The sequence below is a fragment of the Sphingomonas radicis genome (assembly GCF_051400635.1).
Lineage (GTDB): Bacteria > Pseudomonadota > Alphaproteobacteria > Sphingomonadales > Sphingomonadaceae > Sphingomonas.
Map to the genome: position 1 here is coordinate 1081742 of NZ_JBLFFG010000001.1, position 17334 is coordinate 1099075.

The window sequence follows — 17334 nt, forward strand, 5'->3', positions numbered from 1 at the left end:
AAAGCGCTCCGCAAACGCCTACATGGCGCGCCATGACTCCTAAGCACCTAGGCCAGACCTCTGCGCTTCCCGCCTCGCCCGAAGAGGCCGAGCTCGACTATGTCCCCAATCCGCGGCCCGGCAGCCGTTATCTGGTGCGCTTCGCCGCGCCCGAATTCACGTCGCTGTGCCCGATCACCGGCCAGCCCGATTTCGCGCATCTGGTGATCGACTATGTCCCGCGCGCGACGATCGTCGAATCCAAGGCGCTCAAGCTGTTCCTCGCCAGCTTCCGCAACCATGGCGCTTTCCACGAGGATTGCACCGTGGGCATCGGCGAGCGGTTGTTCGCCGAGATGCAGCCCGAATGGCTGCGGATCGGCGGCTATTGGTATCCGCGCGGCGGTATTCCGATCGACGTCTTCTGGCAGTCGGGCGAGCTGCCCGCAGGCGTATGGATTCCGCCGCAGGACGTGCCCGGCTACCGCGGCCGAGGCTGAACCCCAGATTTACGGCACGATTCGCCGCAACGAATCATGTTGCGTTGCAACATTTGTGCAACCATATTCCTTCGAGTGAGTTGGGAGGGGTGTAACGGGTTCATTCTGCCCGATTTATTGCATGAGCGAAGGAACAGGGATGACGTCGTCGACGCCGGCTCCGGGAATCAGCCATCTCGCCCTCATCGGCAACTTCTTGCCGCGCAAATGCGGCATGGCGACCTACACCACCGACACTTTCGAGGCACTCAAACAGCGCTATCCGGAGCTCAAGGTCGACGTTTATGCGATGGACGACCATCCCGGCCGCTATGATTATCCCGAAGCGGTCACCCGGGCCATCGCGCAGGACGACCGCGGTGACTATCTGAAAGCCGCTCGGGCGATCGAGGCGAGCGGCGCGCAGGCGCTCTGGATCCAGCACGAATATGGCATCTATGGCGGTCCCGCGGGCGAATGCCTGCTGGCGCTGACCGACCGACTGTCGATCCCCATCATCACCACGCTCCACACCGTGCTCGAAAAGCCGAGCGCCGACGAGCGCCGGGTGATGGAGGCGCTGCTCCGCCGCTCGTCGCGGGTGATCGTGATGGCCGACAAGGGCCGCGACATATTGAAGCGCGTCCATGGCGCCGACGAGCGCAAGATCGTGACGATTCCGCACGGGGTGCCCGATCGGATGTTCGTGGACCCCGATTCGCTCAAGCCCGTGTTCGGTTGGGAAGGGCGCGAGGTGATCCTCACCTTCGGGCTGCTCGCGCCCAACAAGGGTATCGAGACGCTGATCGCGGCATTGCCGGGCATCGTCGCCGAGAATCCGCGTGCGCTCTATGTGGTGCTGGGTGCGACGCATCCCAATCTCGTCGCGCACGAAGGCGAGGCCTATCGCGATCGGCTCAAGGCGCTGGCGGAGGAAAAGGGCGTCGCGGCGCACGTCCAGTTCATCGATGCCTTCGTCGAATATGACGAACTGATCGACTATCTTCAGGCGGCAGACCTTTACGTCACGCCCTATACCAATCCCGCGCAGATCACTTCGGGCACGCTTTCCTATGCCGTGGGCGTGGGCAAGCCGGTGATCTCGACTCCCTATGTCCATGCCACCGAGATCCTGGCCGACGATCATGGCGTACTCGTCGATTTCGGCGACAGCGCCGGTTTCGCGCGCGAGATCGCGCGGCTGCTGGGCGATGCCGAGGCGCGGCAGGCACTCGCGCAGCGTGCCTATGCGCGGGGCCGGACGATGATCTGGCCGCGGCTCGCGGAGAGCGCCATGGCCGAAATCAACACGATCATCGCCGAGAAGCCGCGCCAGCTCGGCAAGCCGCCCGCCGAACTCGCCGCGCTTGCGCCCGACCTCGCCGCCGTCGAGCGGATGAGCGATTCGACCGGCATGCTCCAGCATTCGATCTATTCGGTGCCCGATCGCCGCCACGGCTATTGCATCGATGACAATGCCCGCGCGCTCATCCTGATGAGCAAGATCGAGGGAATCGACGAGGGCGTGCGCGACAAATGGACGAGCATCTACGGCGGCTTCGTCCAGCATGCGTGGAACCCGGATGCCCGGCGCTTCCGCAACTTCATGAACTTCGATCGGAGCTGGTGCGAGGACGTCGGCTCGGAGGATTCGAACGGCCGTGCGCTCTGGTCGCTGGGCGTCACTGCGCGCGACGCGCGGGCGCAGAAGCACCGCGACTGGGCTTCGGTGCTGTTCGACAACACCGCGTCGATCGCGCTCGAACTCGAAGCGCCGCGCGCGCATGCCTTCGCCATGCTGGGTGCGGCCGCGATGATAGAGGCGCATCCGGGCCATGCACTCTCGCGCACGATCCTGACGCGCTACGGTGACGAGCTGATCACGCTGCTGGACGGCGCGCGGCGGCCCGAATGGCAATGGTTCGAAATCGTGCTCGCCTATGACAACGCCCGCCTGCCCGAGGCGCTGCTGCGTGCCGGCAAGGTGCTCGGCCGCCAGGATTTCGTCAGCGTCGGGCTCGAGACGCTCGAGTGGATCGCGGCGCGCCAGACTTCGCCCGAGGGCCGTTTCCGCGCCGTGGGCACGGAGAGCTTCGGCCGCGCCTATGCCGAGCCGTTGCCGTTCGACCAGCAGCCGCTCGAAGCGCAGGCGACGATCGATGCCTGCGTTGCCGCCTGGGAGGCCACGCGCGACGCGCATTGGCGCGAGGAGGCGATGCGCGCCTATCGCTGGTACCTCGGCGCGAACGATCTCGAGCTGCCGCTCGCGACCGCGCAGGACGGCGGCTGCTTCGACGGGCTGATGCCCACCGGGCTCAACCGCAACCAGGGCGCCGAGTCGATCCTTGCGCTGCAACTTGCCAATTGTGCGATTTCCGCTCTTTCAAAGCGCGCGGAAAACGTGGAAACACGCCCCCGTACTGCCGTCGCGTAAGGCCCTTCGCGACGGCGAAAGGGAGTCCGAGGGGGCGCATGCTGAATTTGTTCAACCACCCGCTTCGGTTGCGCGCAGACCCGTCGCGCGTGGTGGTCCGTCCCTTTCACATCGGCTGGGTCTCCAACGGATCGGGGCCGAGCCGCACCGAGCGGCTGGTGAGCGAAGTGCTCAAGATGACGCCGGGCGAGGCCGCGGCGCAGCTTGAGATCGTGCTCAAGGATTTCGAGGCGCGCCACTGGCAGACGCGCCGCGTGTTCATGACCCGCTACGACGAGATCGAGGCGCAGCTCGGGCTCGACGGCAGCCTGATCGGCGACGAGAAGCGCCAGCTGATCGGCGCCTATTTCTGTCACGAATACAGCTATGCCGCGGCCGCGCTGATGAACCCCAGCGCAGTGCCGCACTTCGACCAGACCGGCATGCCGCCGGGCAGCCTGCGCATCCTCATGTCGCTCAGGGCGGTGGGCGAAGGCCATATCTCGTCGGTGTCGTTCCGCGAGGGGATCATCACCGACCAGAACGAGCTTTCGCTCGCGCCCGAGCCGCCCTTCGCCACGGCGGCGGACGCCCGCGAGGAGGACGAGGCGCATGTGCCCGAGGGGCCGGTGACGGTCTATCGCCATCGTGATTCGACGCTGTCGGGCACGGTGATCTTCCCGATCACCAAGGCCCAGTCCAACGGGCTCGAGGATCTGCGCATCTGCCATTTCACCCACGACGACGGCAGCGTCGAGTGGATCGGCACCTATACCGCCTACAACGGATCGGTGATCCAGTCCGAGCTGCTGCGCACCCGCGACTGGCGCAGCTTCGACCTGGTGCCGATGAGCGGCGGCGCCTCGCGCAACAAGGGCATGGCGCTGTTCCCCCGCAAGGTGGAGGGGCGCTACATGATGCTCGGCCGGCAGGACGGCGAGAACATCTTCCTCCACACCTCCGACGACATCACGCGCTGGGAAGGCGGCGAGCTGCTGATCACGCCGCAATATCCCTGGGAGCTCGTCCAGATGGGCAATTGCGGCCCGCCGATCGAAGTCGACGAGGGCTGGCTGGTGCTCACGCACGGCGTGGGGGCGATGCGCAAATATTCGATCGGCGCGGCGCTGCTCGACAAGAAGGACCCGTCGAAGGTGCTCGCGCGCTCGAAGGAGCCGCTGCTCGCCGCCGCCGACCAGGACCGCGAAGGCTATGTTCCCAACGTCGTTTACACCTGCGGCGCAATCAAGCACGGCGACACGCTATTCATCCCCTACGGCGTGGCCGACAGCTCGGTCGCCTTCGCCTTCACCCCGGTGAAGGCGCTGCTCGACCAGATGGACTGAGACGGCTCGCTAGCGCGCCATGCGCTTGGTGTAGCGATAGAGCAGCGCGGTCAGTGCGAGGAAGGCGACGGTGCCGCCCACCAGCGCGATCCGGCCGAACTCGGGGCCCATCACCGCGAGCGGTGCGTCGCTGCCGGTTTCGTAGACGATGCCTGCGTAGAGCACGCCGAACAGGCTGTCGCCGACGATCATGCCGGTGGCCATCAGCACGCCCATGCGCTTGACGAACTCGGGATCGCGCGCCTTGTCGGCGGCGCGCTCATAGAACCAGCCGATCACGGCGCCGATCACCACGGTGAGGGTCACGCCCATCGGCAGATAGATGCCCAGGCCCACTGCGAGCGGGGGCAGGCGCAGCCGGGTGGAGGTGCGGGCCAGCAGCTCGTCGACCAGGATCACGCCCGCGCCGATCAGCGCGCCGACGCCGATCAGATCCCAGCGCAGATCGCCGCCGAGCACGCCCTTGGCAAGGCTGGAGATCAGCGCGGCCTGGGGCGCCGGGAGCGCGTCGGCACTGGCGCCGGGCACGCCTGCGAATCCGAACGAAGCGTTGAGCACGCTCAGCACCGGCGGGATCACCAGGCTGCCGAAGATCACGCCGAAGACGAGCGCGAGCTGCTGCTTCCACGGCGTCGCGCCGACGAGCTGGCCGGTCTTGAGATCCTGGAGGTTGTCGTTCGAGATCGTCGCCACGCCGAACACGATGCCGGTGACGATCAATGCATAGGCGACCAGCGCCTCGGTGGTGCCTGGATCGAGATCGCGCCCGAACAGGCCGACCAGCATCAGCGACGCCGCGACGATCGAGAGGATGCCGATGCCCGAGACCGGGCTGTTCGACGCGCCGATCAGCCCGGCCATGTAGCCGCACACCGATGCGATCACGAGGCCGATCACCAGGATGAAGACGAGCGATCCCGAGATCAGCAGCCCGGCCGATCCTGCGAGCGGGCCGCCGGCGAGGACGGTCCAGAGCAGCCAGCCGATCGGGATCAGCGTCACCAGGCAGACGCCGCCGATCACGCCGATCGGCAAGTCGCGCTCGCCCACGGCGATTGCCTGGCCGCCGCGTGCAGCGCGCGAGGCTGCGAGCGACGAGCGGATGCCGCCGATCACCGGCCCGATGATCTTGAGCAGCGTCCAGATCGCCGCGACGCCGATCGTGCCGGCACCCAGGAACCGCACGTCGCTGCGGAACACTGCGCCCGCCACTTCCTCTGCCGCGCCGGGCACGCCTGCGCTCAGGATGGGCAGCGCGATCCACCAGCCGATCGCGACACCGACGAAGATCGCCATGCCCACGGTGAGCCCGACGAGGTGCCCCGCGCCGATCAGCGCGAACTGGAGCCCGCCGATCAGGCCGGTTGCCCCGCTGCCGAGCTTGAAGAACGTCGCGGCTTCCTCGGTGAATATCCGCATGCGCGTGAGCAGCGCGAAGCCGGCGGCGGCAAGCGCGTTGACCACGATCACCTTGAGCCCGCGGGCGCTCTCTTCGCCGCCCTCGCGGCTCTCGGCACCCACCTTGAGCACTTCGGCGGCGGCGCGGCCCTCCGGATAGGGGAGTTCGGGCGAATCGACGATCAGCGCGCGCCGTAGCGGCACCGAGAACATCACGCCGAGGATGCCGCCGAGCATCGTGATCGCGGCCGTCTCCAGATAGGGGAAGCCGCTCCACCAGCCGATCATCACCAGCCCCGGCAGCACGAAGATGATCGCCGCGAGCGTTCCTGCGGCGCTCGCCACTGTCTGGACGATGTTGTTCTCGAGGATCGTCGAGCTTGGGAAGAATCGCAGGATCGCCATCGAGATCACTGCCGCGGGAATCGAAGTCGCGAAGGTCAGGCCGATCTTGAGGCCGAGATAGACGTTCGCCGCCGTGAACAGCAGCGTGATCGCGCCGCCGAGCAGCACGCCGCGTAGCGTGAGTTCGAGCGGGGCACGGGCAGGAACGGCGGTTGCCATCGGCAGGAATCTCCGGCGTCAGAACGCAAAGTGAAGGGAGTCGCGAGTCATTCGTTCACTTAGGCGCGGGCGCGCACGGCGCTGCCCAATCCATGCCTTCGAATGCCCCCGAGACGTGCATCGGGCGATGGTGGCACCGGAAATCCTGTATTGGAAGCGATTTTGCGGGAGAGAGTAGGGTTATGGCCGCTCGCGCGCCTGCGGGTAGGTGCCCAGCACGCGCATCGACTTGGTGTGGAACTTGAGCTCCTCCAGCGCGCGGTCGATCGTCGGCTCGCCGGGGCCGCCGACGATGTCGGCATAGAATTCGGTCGCGGCGAAGCTGCCGCCGCGCTGATAGCTTTCCAGCTTGGTCATGTTGACGCCGTTGGTCGCGAAGCCGCCGAGCGCCTTGTAGAGCGCGGCGGGGACGTTCTTCACTTCGAAGACGAAGGTGGTCATGAACGGCCCCTGGTCGGGCAGCGGTTCGGGCTCGCGCGCCAGGATCACGAAACGCGTCATGTTGTGCGCGGCGTCGGCGAGGTCGCTTTCGAGCAGGTCGAGCCCATAGAGCGCGGCAGCCCCGGGAGGGGCGAGCGCTGCCACGGCCGGGTCGCCCATCTCCGCGACCACTGCGGCCGCGCCGGCAGTGTCGGGATAGGCGAGCGGCGCGATGCCGTTCGCCTTGAGCCACTGGCGGCACTGACCCAACGCCTGCGGATGGCTCATCGCCTGGCGCACGCCCGCGAGCGGACCCTTGCCCATCAGCCCGTAGCGGATCGGCAGGAAATGCTCGCCGACGATCGTCAGCCCCGATTCGGGGAGCAGGAAGTGGATGTCCGCCACCCGGCCGTGAAGCGAGTTCTCGATCGGAATCATCGCGCGATCGGCGCGGCCTTCCTTCACCGCGTCGATCGCATCCTCGAACGAGAAGCATGGCAGCGGCAGGCCCTGCGGCAGCGCCTCGCGCACCGCGATGTGCGAATTGGCGCCGGGCGCACCCTGAAAGGCGACCGCGCGCGCGGGATCGGCAGCGGCGTCGGCGATCATCTGCGCCACGATCGGACGCGCGGGGGCGGCGAAATTCTCCATCTATGCCGCGCGCTAGCCGCCCCGGCGCGAACGGGCAAGCCACGCTTGCGGTCGCGAAAACCGCGTCCTAAAGGGCGAGCGATTTACCTTTAGGGGCATGTGATGGACGATCGGTTCAATACGGTTGCAGGTTGGGCGCTGGCGGGCGGCATTGCGGCGCTCGGCCTTTCGATCGTGAGCGGCATGATCTTCCATTCCGAACGCCCCGAGAAGATGGGCTATGCGATCGAGGGCGTCGAGGAGGCCGGCGAAGGCGGCGCGGCCGCAGCCGAGCCGATCGCGGTGCGTCTCGCCCAGGCCGATCCGGCCAAGGGCGAGCAGATGTTCAAGCAGTGCACCGCCTGCCACACGATCAACCAGGGCGGCGCTTCGGGCATCGGCCCGAACCTCTATGCCTCGGTCGGCAAGCCGCACGGCCATGTCCCGGGCTTCGCCTATTCGGATGCGCTCAAGGGCGTGCCGGGCAATTGGACCTTCGACGCGCTCGACGCGTGGCTGACCTCGCCGCGCAAATATGCCCCGGGCACCAAGATGACCTTCGCGGGCATCGCCAACCCGCAGGACCGCGCGAACCTGATCGCCTATCTCAACAGCCAGGGCTCGAACCTGCCGCTTCCCGCCGCCCCGGCCGAAGCCGCCGCGCCCGATACCGAGGCGCAGGCGAACGTCGCCGAGGGCCCGGCCACCGCGAATGTCTCCGATCAGGCAGGCGTTTCCCCGAGCGCGCCGAGCGCCGATCCCGAAGCCGCGCAGCAGGCCGAGGAAAAGGGCTCGCTCCCCAAGAGCAACGACTGAGGCTGATCTTCCCCTCCCTTCAGGGAGGGGAGTTACTGGAAGATCAGCCCTCGCTTTCGCGCTTCTTCCAGAAATCCTGGACGATCTCCCAGCCTTCTTCGGCGGTCTCGACGAAGCGGAACAGGTTGAGGTCGCGGGGGGAAATCACCCCTTCCTCGCACAGCGCCTCGAAGTTGACGACGCGGCTCCAGAATTCCTTGCCGTAGAACAGCACCGGGATCGGATCGATCTTGCCGGTCTGGATCAGCGTCAGCAGCTCGAAGCTCTCGTCGAAGGTGCCGAACCCGCCGGGGAACACCGCCACTGCGCGCGCGTGGAGCAGGAAGTGCATCTTCCTGAGCGCGAAATAGTGGAACTGCATCGAGAGCGAGGGCGTGACATAGGGGTTGGGCGCCTGCTCGTGCGGCAGGACGATGTTGAGCCCGATCGTCTCCGCGTCCACGTCGCGCGCGCCGCGGTTGGCGGCTTCCATGATCGAGGGGCCGCCGCCCGAGCAGACGACGAAGTGCCGCTTGCCCGCCGAATCGAGCGGGAAGTTGCTCGCCAGGCGCCCCAGCTCGCGGGCGACGTCGTAATATCTGGACTTGGCGATCAGCCGCTCGGCGATGCGCTGCTGCTCAGGCGTATCCGCCAGGTCGAGCAGCGCCTGCGCCTTGGCGGGCTCGGGGATTCGCGCCGAGCCGTAGACCACCAGCGTCGAGGCGATGTTCGCCGCGTCGAGGATCAGCTGCGGCTTCAATAGCTCGAGCTGGAAGCGCACCGGGCGCAGGTCCTCGCGCAGCAGGAAGTCCATGTCCTGGAAGGCGAGCCGATAGGCGGGGTGCTCGGTCTGCGGCGTGCCGCTGGCGGTGTTGGCGCTCTCCGCTTCCTGCTGGGCGGGGCGGAAGACGCGGCTGGGAACTCGTGTGTCGTTCATTTTGTCCCGCTTAGGCGCATGGCGGCGCGGCTGCAAATGCGCTCTGAGCTGCGCCTTGCGGCGCATTGCGGCACCGGCCCGCTCCCCCACCCGGCCACCCAACGGCAGTATTCTATAGGTGGCCGGGTGGGGGAGCGGGCCGGTGCCGCCAAGAAAACGCGCTCAGGTGCAGAATGGGCGCCCGCCCATGTCGAAGTGCAGGTGGTCGTGGTGCGCGGCGTTGTAGTCGGGGGTCAGCACGGTCTTGAAGCGGCGGCAGGCCGAGCGGCGGATCACCGACATGAACTCGCGCACCGCCGGATCCTGCGAGCGCCAATCGGGCAGGATCGAGATTCGTCGCCCGTCGGCGAGCACGAAGGCGGAGATGTCGACGGCGTTGGCGATCGAATGTTCGGAGAGGCGCCCCGCGGTCCGCGCCCCACCCCCCACGATCCCACGACACGCATAGGTGCCCATGCTCTCCACCTTGACCAACTCGCTCCCCAGCAGCTGGTGCGCCGCCGGCGCGACCGCGAAGCGCACCCAGCCGGTGAAGGCATCGGCGAGCCCGCAGCGCATGCCCTTCAAATTGGTCACCGGCACGCCGATGTCGATCAGCTCCACCGTCCCCACCAGCTCGCAGCCGCCCCCGAAATCCTTGTCCTCCAGCGCGCTGTAGCGGATGTTTCGCCGGGACAGCTCGGTGAAGCATTGCTGGGTTTCGCGCGAGGTGGGGCGGGGCGTCGTCGACTTGGCCTTGGCGCTCTTCGGGCGCGCGGGCCGATCGTCGTCGCCGCCGCCGAATACGCAGCCGCCGAGCAGCAGCGGGATGAGCAGGGCGGAAAGGGCACGGCGCGTCATGCCCCCAGAGAATCAGAACCCGCCGCACAATACAACCGCTGCCGTGCCCAGACTGCGATTGACTTTCCCCCGGCCGCCGCTAGGGCCGTCGGCGGGCCACGCGGTCCCAACGCCGCGCGTGCTCTCTGCAAGGAGAGTCTTAAATGACTGATATTACCGTTACCGACGCCACAGTTGCGCCTGCCAAGCCCGCCACCAGGCCGGCTCGCCCCCATTTCTCCTCCGGTCCCTGCGCCAAGCCCCCGGGCTGGTCGCCCGAGAAGCTCGCCACCGAAGTCCTCGGCCGCTCGCACCGCTCGAAGCTGGGCAAGACCCGCCTCCAATATTGCATCGATCTGATGCGCGAGATGCTCCGCCTGCCCGACACGCACCGCATCGGCATCGTGCCCGGATCGGACACCGGCGCCTTCGAAATGGCGATGTGGACGATGCTCGGCGCGCGCGGCGTCACCACGCTCGCCTGGGAGAGCTTCGGCGAAGGCTGGGTGACCGACGCGGTCAAGCAGCTCAAGCTCGAACCGAAGATCCACCGCGCCGATTACGGCCAGCTCCCCGATCTCGACAAGGTCGACTGGAGCGATGACGTGCTGTTCACCTGGAACGGCACCACCTCGGGCGTGCGCGTGCCCAACGGCGACTGGATCCCCGCCGACCGCGAGGGCCTGAGCTTCGCCGACGCGACCAGCGCAGTGTTCGCCTACGACCTGCCCTGGGACAAGATCGATGTCGCCACCTTCTCCTGGCAGAAGGTGCTGGGCGGCGAGGGCGGCCACGGCGTGCTGATCCTCGGCCCGCGCGCGGTCGAGCGGCTGCAGGAATATACCCCGGCCTGGCCGCTCCCCAAGGTGTTCCGCCTGATGGCCAAGGGCGCGCTTGCGGAGGGCATCTTCAAGGGCGAGACGATCAACACGCCCTCGATGCTCGCGGTCGAGGACGCGATCTTCGCGCTCGAATGGGCCAAGGGGCTCGGAGGGCTCGAAGGGCTGATCGCGCGTTCGGACGCCAATGCTGCGGCGCTCGACAAGATCGTCGCCGAGCGCGACTGGCTGGGCCACCTCGCCGAGCTGCGCGGCGTCCGCTCGAAGACCAGCGTGTGCCTCACCGTCGAGGGCGCCGACGAAGTCTTCATCAAGAAGATGGCTTCGCTCCTCGAAAAGGAAGAGGCCGCGTTCGACGTCGCCGGTTATCGCGACGCCCCGCCGGGGCTGCGCATCTGGTGCGGCGCCACCGTCGACACCGCCGACATCGAAGCGCTCGGCCCCTGGCTCGACTGGGCCTACGCCACGGCGAAGGCCGGCTGACTTAAAGCCCTCTCCCCTTCCGGGGAGAGGGTTGGGAGAGGGGCAGGACTCGGCCTCGTCTCCCGCCGCTAAAGTTTCAAGACACACTTCCCCTCTCCCCAGCCCTCTCCCCGGAGGGGAGAGGGAGCGAAGCAGGAGCATCCAAATGCCCAAGGTACTCATCAGCGACAAAATGGACCCAAAGGCCGCGCAGATCTTCCGCGAGCGCGGCGTCGAGGTCGACGAGATCACCGGCAAGACCCCCGAAGAGCTCAAGGCGATCATCGGCGAGTACGACGGCCTTGCGATCCGCAGCTCGACTCGAGTGACCAAGGATATCCTCGACGCCGCGACCAACCTCAAGGTGGTCGGCCGCGCCGGGATCGGCGTCGACAATGTCGACATTCCCGCTGCCTCGGCAAAAGGCGTGGTCGTCATGAACACGCCGTTCGGCAATTCGATCACCACCGCCGAGCACGCGATCGCGCTGATGTTCGCGCTCGCCCGCGACCTGCCCGAGGCCGACAAGTCGACACAGGCCGGCAAGTGGGAGAAGAACCGCTTCATGGGCGTCGAAGTCACCGGCAAGACGCTGGGGCTGATCGGTGCGGGCAACATCGGCTCGATCGTCGCCGATCGCGCGCTGGGGCTGAAGATGAAGGTGATCGCCTATGATCCCTTCCTCACGCCGGAGCGTGCGATCGAGATGGGCGTCGAGAAGATGAACCTCGACGATCTGCTGCTGCGCGCCGATTTCATCACGCTCCACACGCCGCTCACCGATCAGACGCGCAACATCCTCAGCCGCGAAAATCTCGCCAAGACCAAGAAGGGCGTGCGGATCATCAACTGCGCGCGCGGCGGGCTGATCGACGAAGCGGCGCTCAAGGAAGGGCTCGAAAGCGGCCACATCGCCGGCGCTGCGCTCGACGTCTTTCAGGCCGAGCCTGCCAAGGAACACCCGCTGTTCGGCACCCCCAACTTTATCTCCACCCCCCACCTCGGCGCCTCCACCACCGAAGCGCAGGTCAATGTCGCGATCCAGGTCGCCGAGCAGATGGCCGATTTCCTGGTCTCGGGCGGAGTCACCAACGCGCTCAACATGCCGAGCCTCTCGGCCGAGGAAGCGCCGCGATTGAAGCCCTACATGGCGCTGGCCGAGAAGCTGGGCTCGCTCGTCGGCCAGCTCGCGCACGGCGAGCTTTCGCAGATCTCGATCGAAGTCGAGGGCGCCGCAGCCGAGCTCAACCAGAAGCCGATCACCGGCGCAGTGCTCGCGGGGCTAATGCGCGTCCACTCGGACACGGTGAACATGGTCAACGCGCCGTACCTCGCCAAGGAGCGCGGGCTCGACGTGCGCGAAGTGCGCCACGATCGCGAGGGCGACTATCACACGCTGGTGCGCGTGACCGTGGGCACCCAGGGGGGCGACCGCTCGGTAGCGGGCACCTTGTTCGGCAACCAGGCGCCGCGGTTGGTCGAGCTGTTCGGCATCAAGGTCGAGGCCGACCTTGCTGGCTACATGCTCTACATCGTCAACGAGGACGCACCCGGCTTCATCGGCCGGCTCGGCACCACGCTGGGTGAGGCGGGCGTCAACATCGGCACCTTCCACCTCGGCCGCCGCCAGGCGGGCGGCGAGGCAGTGCTGCTGCTCTCGGTCGACGAGAAGGTGGGCGAGGAACTGCTCAGCAAGGTCCGCGCGCTTCCCGGCGTGAAAACCGCGATGGCGCTCCAATTTTAACGGGCAGCCCGGACCCCTCTCCCTAACCCTCTCCCCGGAGGGGAGAGGGAGCTTGTGTGTTGATACAGCGCAGCTAGGCTATAGCCCTCTCCCCTCCGGGGAGAGGGTTGGGAGAGGGGTAGCCCGGCAATGCCGAAGATCGATAAGGTGCTGCTCGGCCGCGCTAGGCAAATGCGAAGCAACCCGACTCCCACTGAAGCGAAGATATGGGCACTGCTCCGCGCCAAGCAGTTCGAGCGCGTCAAATTCGCTCGCCAGGTTGTGATCGAGCCGTATATCGCAGATTTCGTCGCCCGATCGCACAAGCTGATTGTCGAGATCGACGGTGACACGCATGCCTTGTGCGAGGCGAAGGACGCTCGCCGCACCGCATGGCTGGAAAGACAGGGATATCGCGTGATCCGGTTCACCAATTATGAGGTCGGGAGCAATCTGGACGGTGTGGCGCAAGCTATTGGCATCGCCCTTGCCGAACTGCCCCTCTCCCAACCCTCTTCCCAGAGGGGAGAGGGCTATCGCTCGGCCTCACGCGATCAGCACGCAAGCTCCCTCTCCCCTCCGGGGAGAGGGTCGGGAAGAGGGGCAGGAGTATGACCGGCCTCCTTCCCGAAGGGTTCCACGACCGCCTTCCCCCCGCAGCCGATGCGGCTTCGCGGCTCGAGGCGCGCGTGCTCGGCGTCGCGCGGCTCTATGGCTATGAGCAGGTCGATCCGCCCCTCGCCGAGTTCGTCGATGAGCTGGCGGCGCGGCTCAAGGCCGGGAGCCTGCGCGATGCAGTGCGGTTCGTCGATCCGGTGTCGCAGCGCACGCTCGCGATCCGGCCCGATATTACAACGCAGGTCGGCCGCATCGCCGTGACGCGGATGGGGCACCATCCGCGCCCGGTGCGGCTTTCCTATGCCGGGCCGGTGCTCAAGCTCAGCGCATCGGAGCTCAATCCCCAGCGGGCGATGCGCCAGATCGGCTGCGAGCTGATCGGGCTCGACAGCGTCGCGGCGGCGCGCGAAGTGGTGGGCGTCGCGATCGAGGCGCTGGGCGCGGCGGGTGTCGCCGGGCTCTCGCTCGATTTCACGCTTCCCGATCTGGTCGACACGCTTGCCGGCGACGCGCTCGATCCGTCCCAGCTCGCGGCACTGCGCGAACGGCTCGATGCCAAGGACGCCGGCGGCGTGGCGGCGATCGACGCGCGCTATCTGTCGCTGATCGAGGCGGCTGGGCCATTCGATGCGGCGATGGCACGGCTGCGCGCGATCGACGCAGGCAAGGCGCTCGCCAGCCGGCTCGACGGGCTTGCCGAGATCGCCGCGGGCCTCGGCGGACAGGCGGCGCTGACGCTCGACCCCACCGAGCGGCACAATTTCGAATATCAGACCTGGTTCGGCTTCTCGATCTTCGCGCGCGGCGCGCGGGGGGAGATCGGGCGCGGGGGCAGCTATACGGTCATTCACCCGGACGGGCGCGAGGAGCCGGCAGTGGGCTTCTCGCTCTTTGCCGACCCGATCCTCGATGCCGGACTGGGCGTGAACGAGCGGCGGCGGCTTTTTCTGCCCTTCGGTACGCCAGCCGAAGTCGGGGCGGAGCTGCGTGCCGCGGGCTGGGTGACGGTCGCAGCGCTCGAGGCGGACGACACGCCGGAGGCGCAGCTGTGCAGCCATGTGCTGCGCGATGGCGCAGCGCATCCGCTTTAGGGATCGCGCCCCACACATTCCCGTTCGCCCTGAGCTTGTCGAAGGGCGCTTTACCCATGCGATCCGCTCGTGATGGTCGCCCTTCGACAAGCTCAGCGCGAACGGGTTCCGCGTGCATTCACCGGCAACAGCGCAGGCTTGCAAAATAGGATTTCGCCTGCTTGGCTCGGCTGACGGCCTTGCGCTGACCGCTCTTTGACATCGCGATTTACCGTCTGACCGCGCAATAAAGTTGCGAGATTGCGCGCGTTTCCGTGAAAAGAGTCAAAACTGGCGCGCGGCGAATCGCGCTTCAGCCTCAGCGCGCGAGCAGCGGCCCGATGTTCGCTGTGGCGAAATGCCCGAACGCCTCGCGCACCGCGGCGCCGAAGCGTGCGTCGGCGGCAAGCTGGGGGCCGAAGACCGGCTCGATCGCCAGCATCGCCGCAACCGGATCGGCAGCGCTGGCGGCCGCTGCGAGCGTGTCGGCGAGCGGATCGGTGATCTTCTCCCCCGCCTGTGCCTTGCCGCGGATGAAGGCGATCCAGGCAGCGGTGGGCACTGCCAGCCGCTCGACGCCGCGACCTGCATCCAGCGCCTCGCGCGTGGTGTCGAGCAGGCGGTAGGGCAGCTTCTGCGATCCGTCCCAGGCGATCTGCGACAGGAGATGGCGGATCGCGGGATTGCGGAAGCGATCGAGCACCGCGTCGGCATAGGCGACGACGTCCAGCCCCTCGACCGGCTTCAACGAAGCGGCAATGTCCTGATGGACCAGGCGCGTGACGAAGCCCGCCAGCTCGGAATCTGACATGGCTTCGAACACCGTTTCGTGCCCGCGCGCGAGACCCACATAGGCGAGCGTCGAATGCGCACCGTTGAGGATACGCAGCTTGGCCTGCTCATAGCCGCGCACGTCGCCGGTGAGCGTCACGCCGGCGGCGGCGAGGTCCGGCGCATCGGCCATCTCGAAGCGCTGGAGCACCCATTGGGCGAAACTTTCGCGCTGCACCGCGGCCTTGTCCTCGACGCCGAGCGCGTCCTGGATCTGGGCGAGGAACGTAGCGTCGCTTGCCGGCGTGATCGAATCGACCATCGAATCGGGGAAGGCGGCTTCGGCTTCGATCCAGTCGGCAAGGCCGGGATCGAGCGTGCGCGCAAAGGCCGCGCACGCGGCGCGGAGCTTGGCGCCGTTGCCTGTCATATTGTCGCAGCACAGCATCGCGAAGGGCGCGGTGCCCGCGGCACGGCGATCGGCGAGGCCCGCGACGATCCAGCCGATCACGCTCGCAGGCTCGGCGGGGCGCTTCAGGTCGTGGACGATGTCGGGATGCGCAAAGTCGAGGCTGCCGTCGCCGGCCAGGCAATAGCCCTTTTCGGTCACGGTGCTCGTCGCGATCCGCACGCCAGGATCGGCGAGCAGCTTGCGCAGCCGGGCGCCTTCGCCAGGGCCCACGGCATCGGAATGCGCGGCGACGATCCGCATCGACGGCTCACGGTCGATCACCGCCAGCGTGTAGAGCCCGACCTGCGCCTTGAGCGCATCGGTGGTGCCGCCGCTCCGCAGCGACACCGCGGCGATGCCCCAGCGCGGGTCGCGGTCGAGCAGCCGGTCGATGTAATGGGCCTGGTGCGCCCGGTGGAAGGCGCCGGGGCCGAAATGGACGATGCCCGTGCGGATCGCTTGGGGGTCATGGCCAGGGCGAGCGATCGCGGGCGGAAGCGAAGCGAGCGTGGAGCGGGAGAGGCGAGTCATCGGCCACAGCCCAAGCAGGCTCCGGCGGGGCAAGTCAATCCGCTCAGTAGCTGCGAACGCCCGGATTGCTGCCAGCGCCGCCCGGAATGAGCGAGCCTGTCGATTTCAAGTCGCGCAGCGCGCTTCGCGGCATCAGGAAGCGGACCTGGCGATTGGGAAAGTCGATTTCGACCCGGCGGAAGCTGCGCAGCGCGTCCATGCCGAGCAGCAGCGCCGGGCGCTTGTCGAGACCGAAGCGCTCGAACGGCGCGACATCGGCAAAGGCGATCGGCATCGATCCGAACACCACCCCGCCGACCTTTACCCCGCCGACATTGGTATATTCGGCATGCGCAGTCTCGCCGGTGACGCTGGTGAACGCAATCGGCTGGGTCTTGAGCCGCTTGCCGATCCGCTTGCGCAACGCCGAATTGCCCAGGCTCACCTGCGCACCCGTATCGAGCACCACCTGGATGCGCGTATTCTCATAATAGGCGTCGGTCACGATCAGTTGCCCGAACAGGCTCTTGGCCGAGACGACGATCTCGCCGCGCATATAGCTCGTCCTGCGCTTGCGCTTCTCGCTCGGCCGCACAGCCATGATGCCCTTGTCGAAGTCGATCGACACCTGGTGGTTCTGCAGCGTGTCGATGCCGAGCAGCCCGACCGCGCCAAGGTTGTGCGCTTCGAGCGCCGGGGCGACGATCGAGTGTTTCTCGCCCACCGAGGGGATCATGAGGTGGGGAACGAGCACGGTATCCACCTGGCGAGTCCCGGTCATCGATGTGAGCAGCACCGGGTTGCCGGGGCTCAGCCGAAGCGAGCCGGCGAGCTGGCGCGAGAGCACGGTGCGCTCGGCGCCGGTGTCGATGATGAAATTATAGAGGCCCGGCGCGCCGCCCAGCGCTACGGGGACGGTGAGGCGCTGGTCGAGCTCGCCAAGGTCGATCAGCGTGCCTTCGACAGGCGTCTCTTCCTTGATCAGCTCGGGGTCCTGGCGCGGAAGATCGCGTGCGACTGCCGCCGCGCTGAGCGGCAGCAGGAGGAGCAGGAAAGGGCGAGCGAGTCCCTTCATGTGCACAACAATATACCTGTGCATGTTGCGCAGCA

At 67.2% G+C, this 17334-nt stretch carries 14 protein-coding genes; 8 read left to right on the forward strand and 6 right to left on the reverse strand.

The features are described from left to right. The first annotated feature begins 32 nt into the window (after positions 1–32). The 3 genes from queF (at position 33) to ACMGDH_RS04980 (ending at position 4217) form a co-directional block, all read left to right on the forward strand. Positions 33–479, forward strand: a complete 447-nt coding sequence (gene queF, locus ACMGDH_RS04970) for a preQ(1) synthase (protein WP_436826795.1) — start codon at positions 33–35, stop codon at positions 477–479. Between the two features lie 139 nt (positions 480–618). After that, positions 619–2892 (forward strand): glycosyltransferase family 4 protein, encoded by a 2274-nt coding sequence (locus tag ACMGDH_RS04975; RefSeq protein WP_436826796.1) that lies wholly within the window; start codon positions 619–621, stop codon positions 2890–2892. Positions 2893–2930: 38 nt separating this feature from the next. Then, positions 2931–4217, forward strand: a complete 1287-nt coding sequence (locus ACMGDH_RS04980) for a glycoside hydrolase family 130 protein (protein ID WP_436826797.1) — start codon at positions 2931–2933, stop codon at positions 4215–4217. Between the two features lie 9 nt (positions 4218–4226). Here ACMGDH_RS04980 and ACMGDH_RS04985 read toward each other — a convergent pair whose 3' ends face one another. Both ACMGDH_RS04985 and ACMGDH_RS04990 read right to left on the reverse strand, forming a co-directional pair. Then, positions 4227–6179 (reverse strand): OPT family oligopeptide transporter, encoded by a 1953-nt coding sequence (locus ACMGDH_RS04985; RefSeq protein ID WP_436826798.1) that lies wholly within the window; start codon positions 6177–6179, stop codon positions 4227–4229. Positions 6180–6359: 180 nt separating this feature from the next. Next, complete coding sequence (locus ACMGDH_RS04990) at positions 6360–7250, reverse strand: prephenate dehydratase (RefSeq protein ID WP_436826799.1); 891 nt, start codon at positions 7248–7250, stop codon at positions 6360–6362. A 102-nt stretch (positions 7251–7352) separates the two neighbouring features. Here ACMGDH_RS04990 and ACMGDH_RS04995 point away from each other — a divergent pair, with 102 nt between their 5' ends. Beyond that, a complete protein-coding gene (locus tag ACMGDH_RS04995) occupies positions 7353–8045 on the forward strand; it encodes a c-type cytochrome (protein WP_436826800.1) in 693 nt (230 codons plus the stop codon). Positions 8046–8088: 43 nt separating this feature from the next. On the opposite strand, the gene ACMGDH_RS05000 is transcribed toward ACMGDH_RS04995, so the two are convergent. After that, positions 8089–8961 carry an LOG family protein gene (locus tag ACMGDH_RS05000; RefSeq protein WP_436826801.1) on the reverse strand — a complete coding sequence of 291 codons (873 nt, stop codon included), beginning with the start codon at positions 8959–8961 and terminating at the stop codon, positions 8089–8091. 162 nt (positions 8962–9123) lie between these two features. Then, the gene (locus tag ACMGDH_RS05005; RefSeq protein WP_436826802.1) at positions 9124–9801 is read right to left on the reverse strand and encodes an extensin family protein; all 678 of its coding nucleotides are present in this window, start codon (positions 9799–9801) and stop codon (positions 9124–9126) included. Positions 9802–9944: 143 nt separating this feature from the next. Here ACMGDH_RS05005 and ACMGDH_RS05010 point away from each other — a divergent pair, with 143 nt between their 5' ends. The 4 genes from ACMGDH_RS05010 to ACMGDH_RS05025 all read left to right on the forward strand — a co-directional run bounded on the left by ACMGDH_RS05010 (position 9945) and on the right by ACMGDH_RS05025 (position 14513). Further along, on the forward strand, positions 9945–11102 hold the full coding sequence (locus ACMGDH_RS05010) for a phosphoserine transaminase (protein ID WP_436826803.1): 1158 nt from the start codon (positions 9945–9947) through the stop codon (positions 11100–11102). A gap of 145 nt (positions 11103–11247) precedes the next feature. Next, entirely contained in the window at positions 11248–12825 is a 1578-nt protein-coding gene (serA, locus tag ACMGDH_RS05015; RefSeq protein ID WP_436826804.1) for a phosphoglycerate dehydrogenase, read from the forward strand. A 129-nt stretch (positions 12826–12954) separates the two neighbouring features. After that, positions 12955–13419 carry an endonuclease domain-containing protein gene (locus ACMGDH_RS05020; RefSeq protein ID WP_436826805.1) on the forward strand — a complete coding sequence of 155 codons (465 nt, stop codon included), beginning with the start codon at positions 12955–12957 and terminating at the stop codon, positions 13417–13419. Next, entirely contained in the window at positions 13416–14513 is a 1098-nt protein-coding gene (locus tag ACMGDH_RS05025) for an ATP phosphoribosyltransferase regulatory subunit (protein ID WP_436826806.1), read from the forward strand. Before ACMGDH_RS05020 ends, ACMGDH_RS05025 begins: the two co-directional genes overlap by 4 nt. A gap of 298 nt (positions 14514–14811) precedes the next feature. Here the strand turns inward: ACMGDH_RS05025 and ACMGDH_RS05030 are convergent, their stop codons facing one another. Together ACMGDH_RS05030 and ACMGDH_RS05035 are read right to left on the reverse strand one after the other, a co-directional pair. After that, positions 14812–16245, reverse strand: coding sequence for a mannitol dehydrogenase family protein (locus ACMGDH_RS05030; protein ID WP_436826807.1), 1434 nt, complete (start codon positions 16243–16245; stop codon positions 14812–14814). Positions 16246–16288: 43 nt separating this feature from the next. Further along, positions 16289–17299 (reverse strand): retropepsin-like aspartic protease, encoded by a 1011-nt coding sequence (locus tag ACMGDH_RS05035; RefSeq protein ID WP_436826808.1) that lies wholly within the window; start codon positions 17297–17299, stop codon positions 16289–16291. Between the last annotated feature and the right edge of the window lie 35 nt (positions 17300–17334).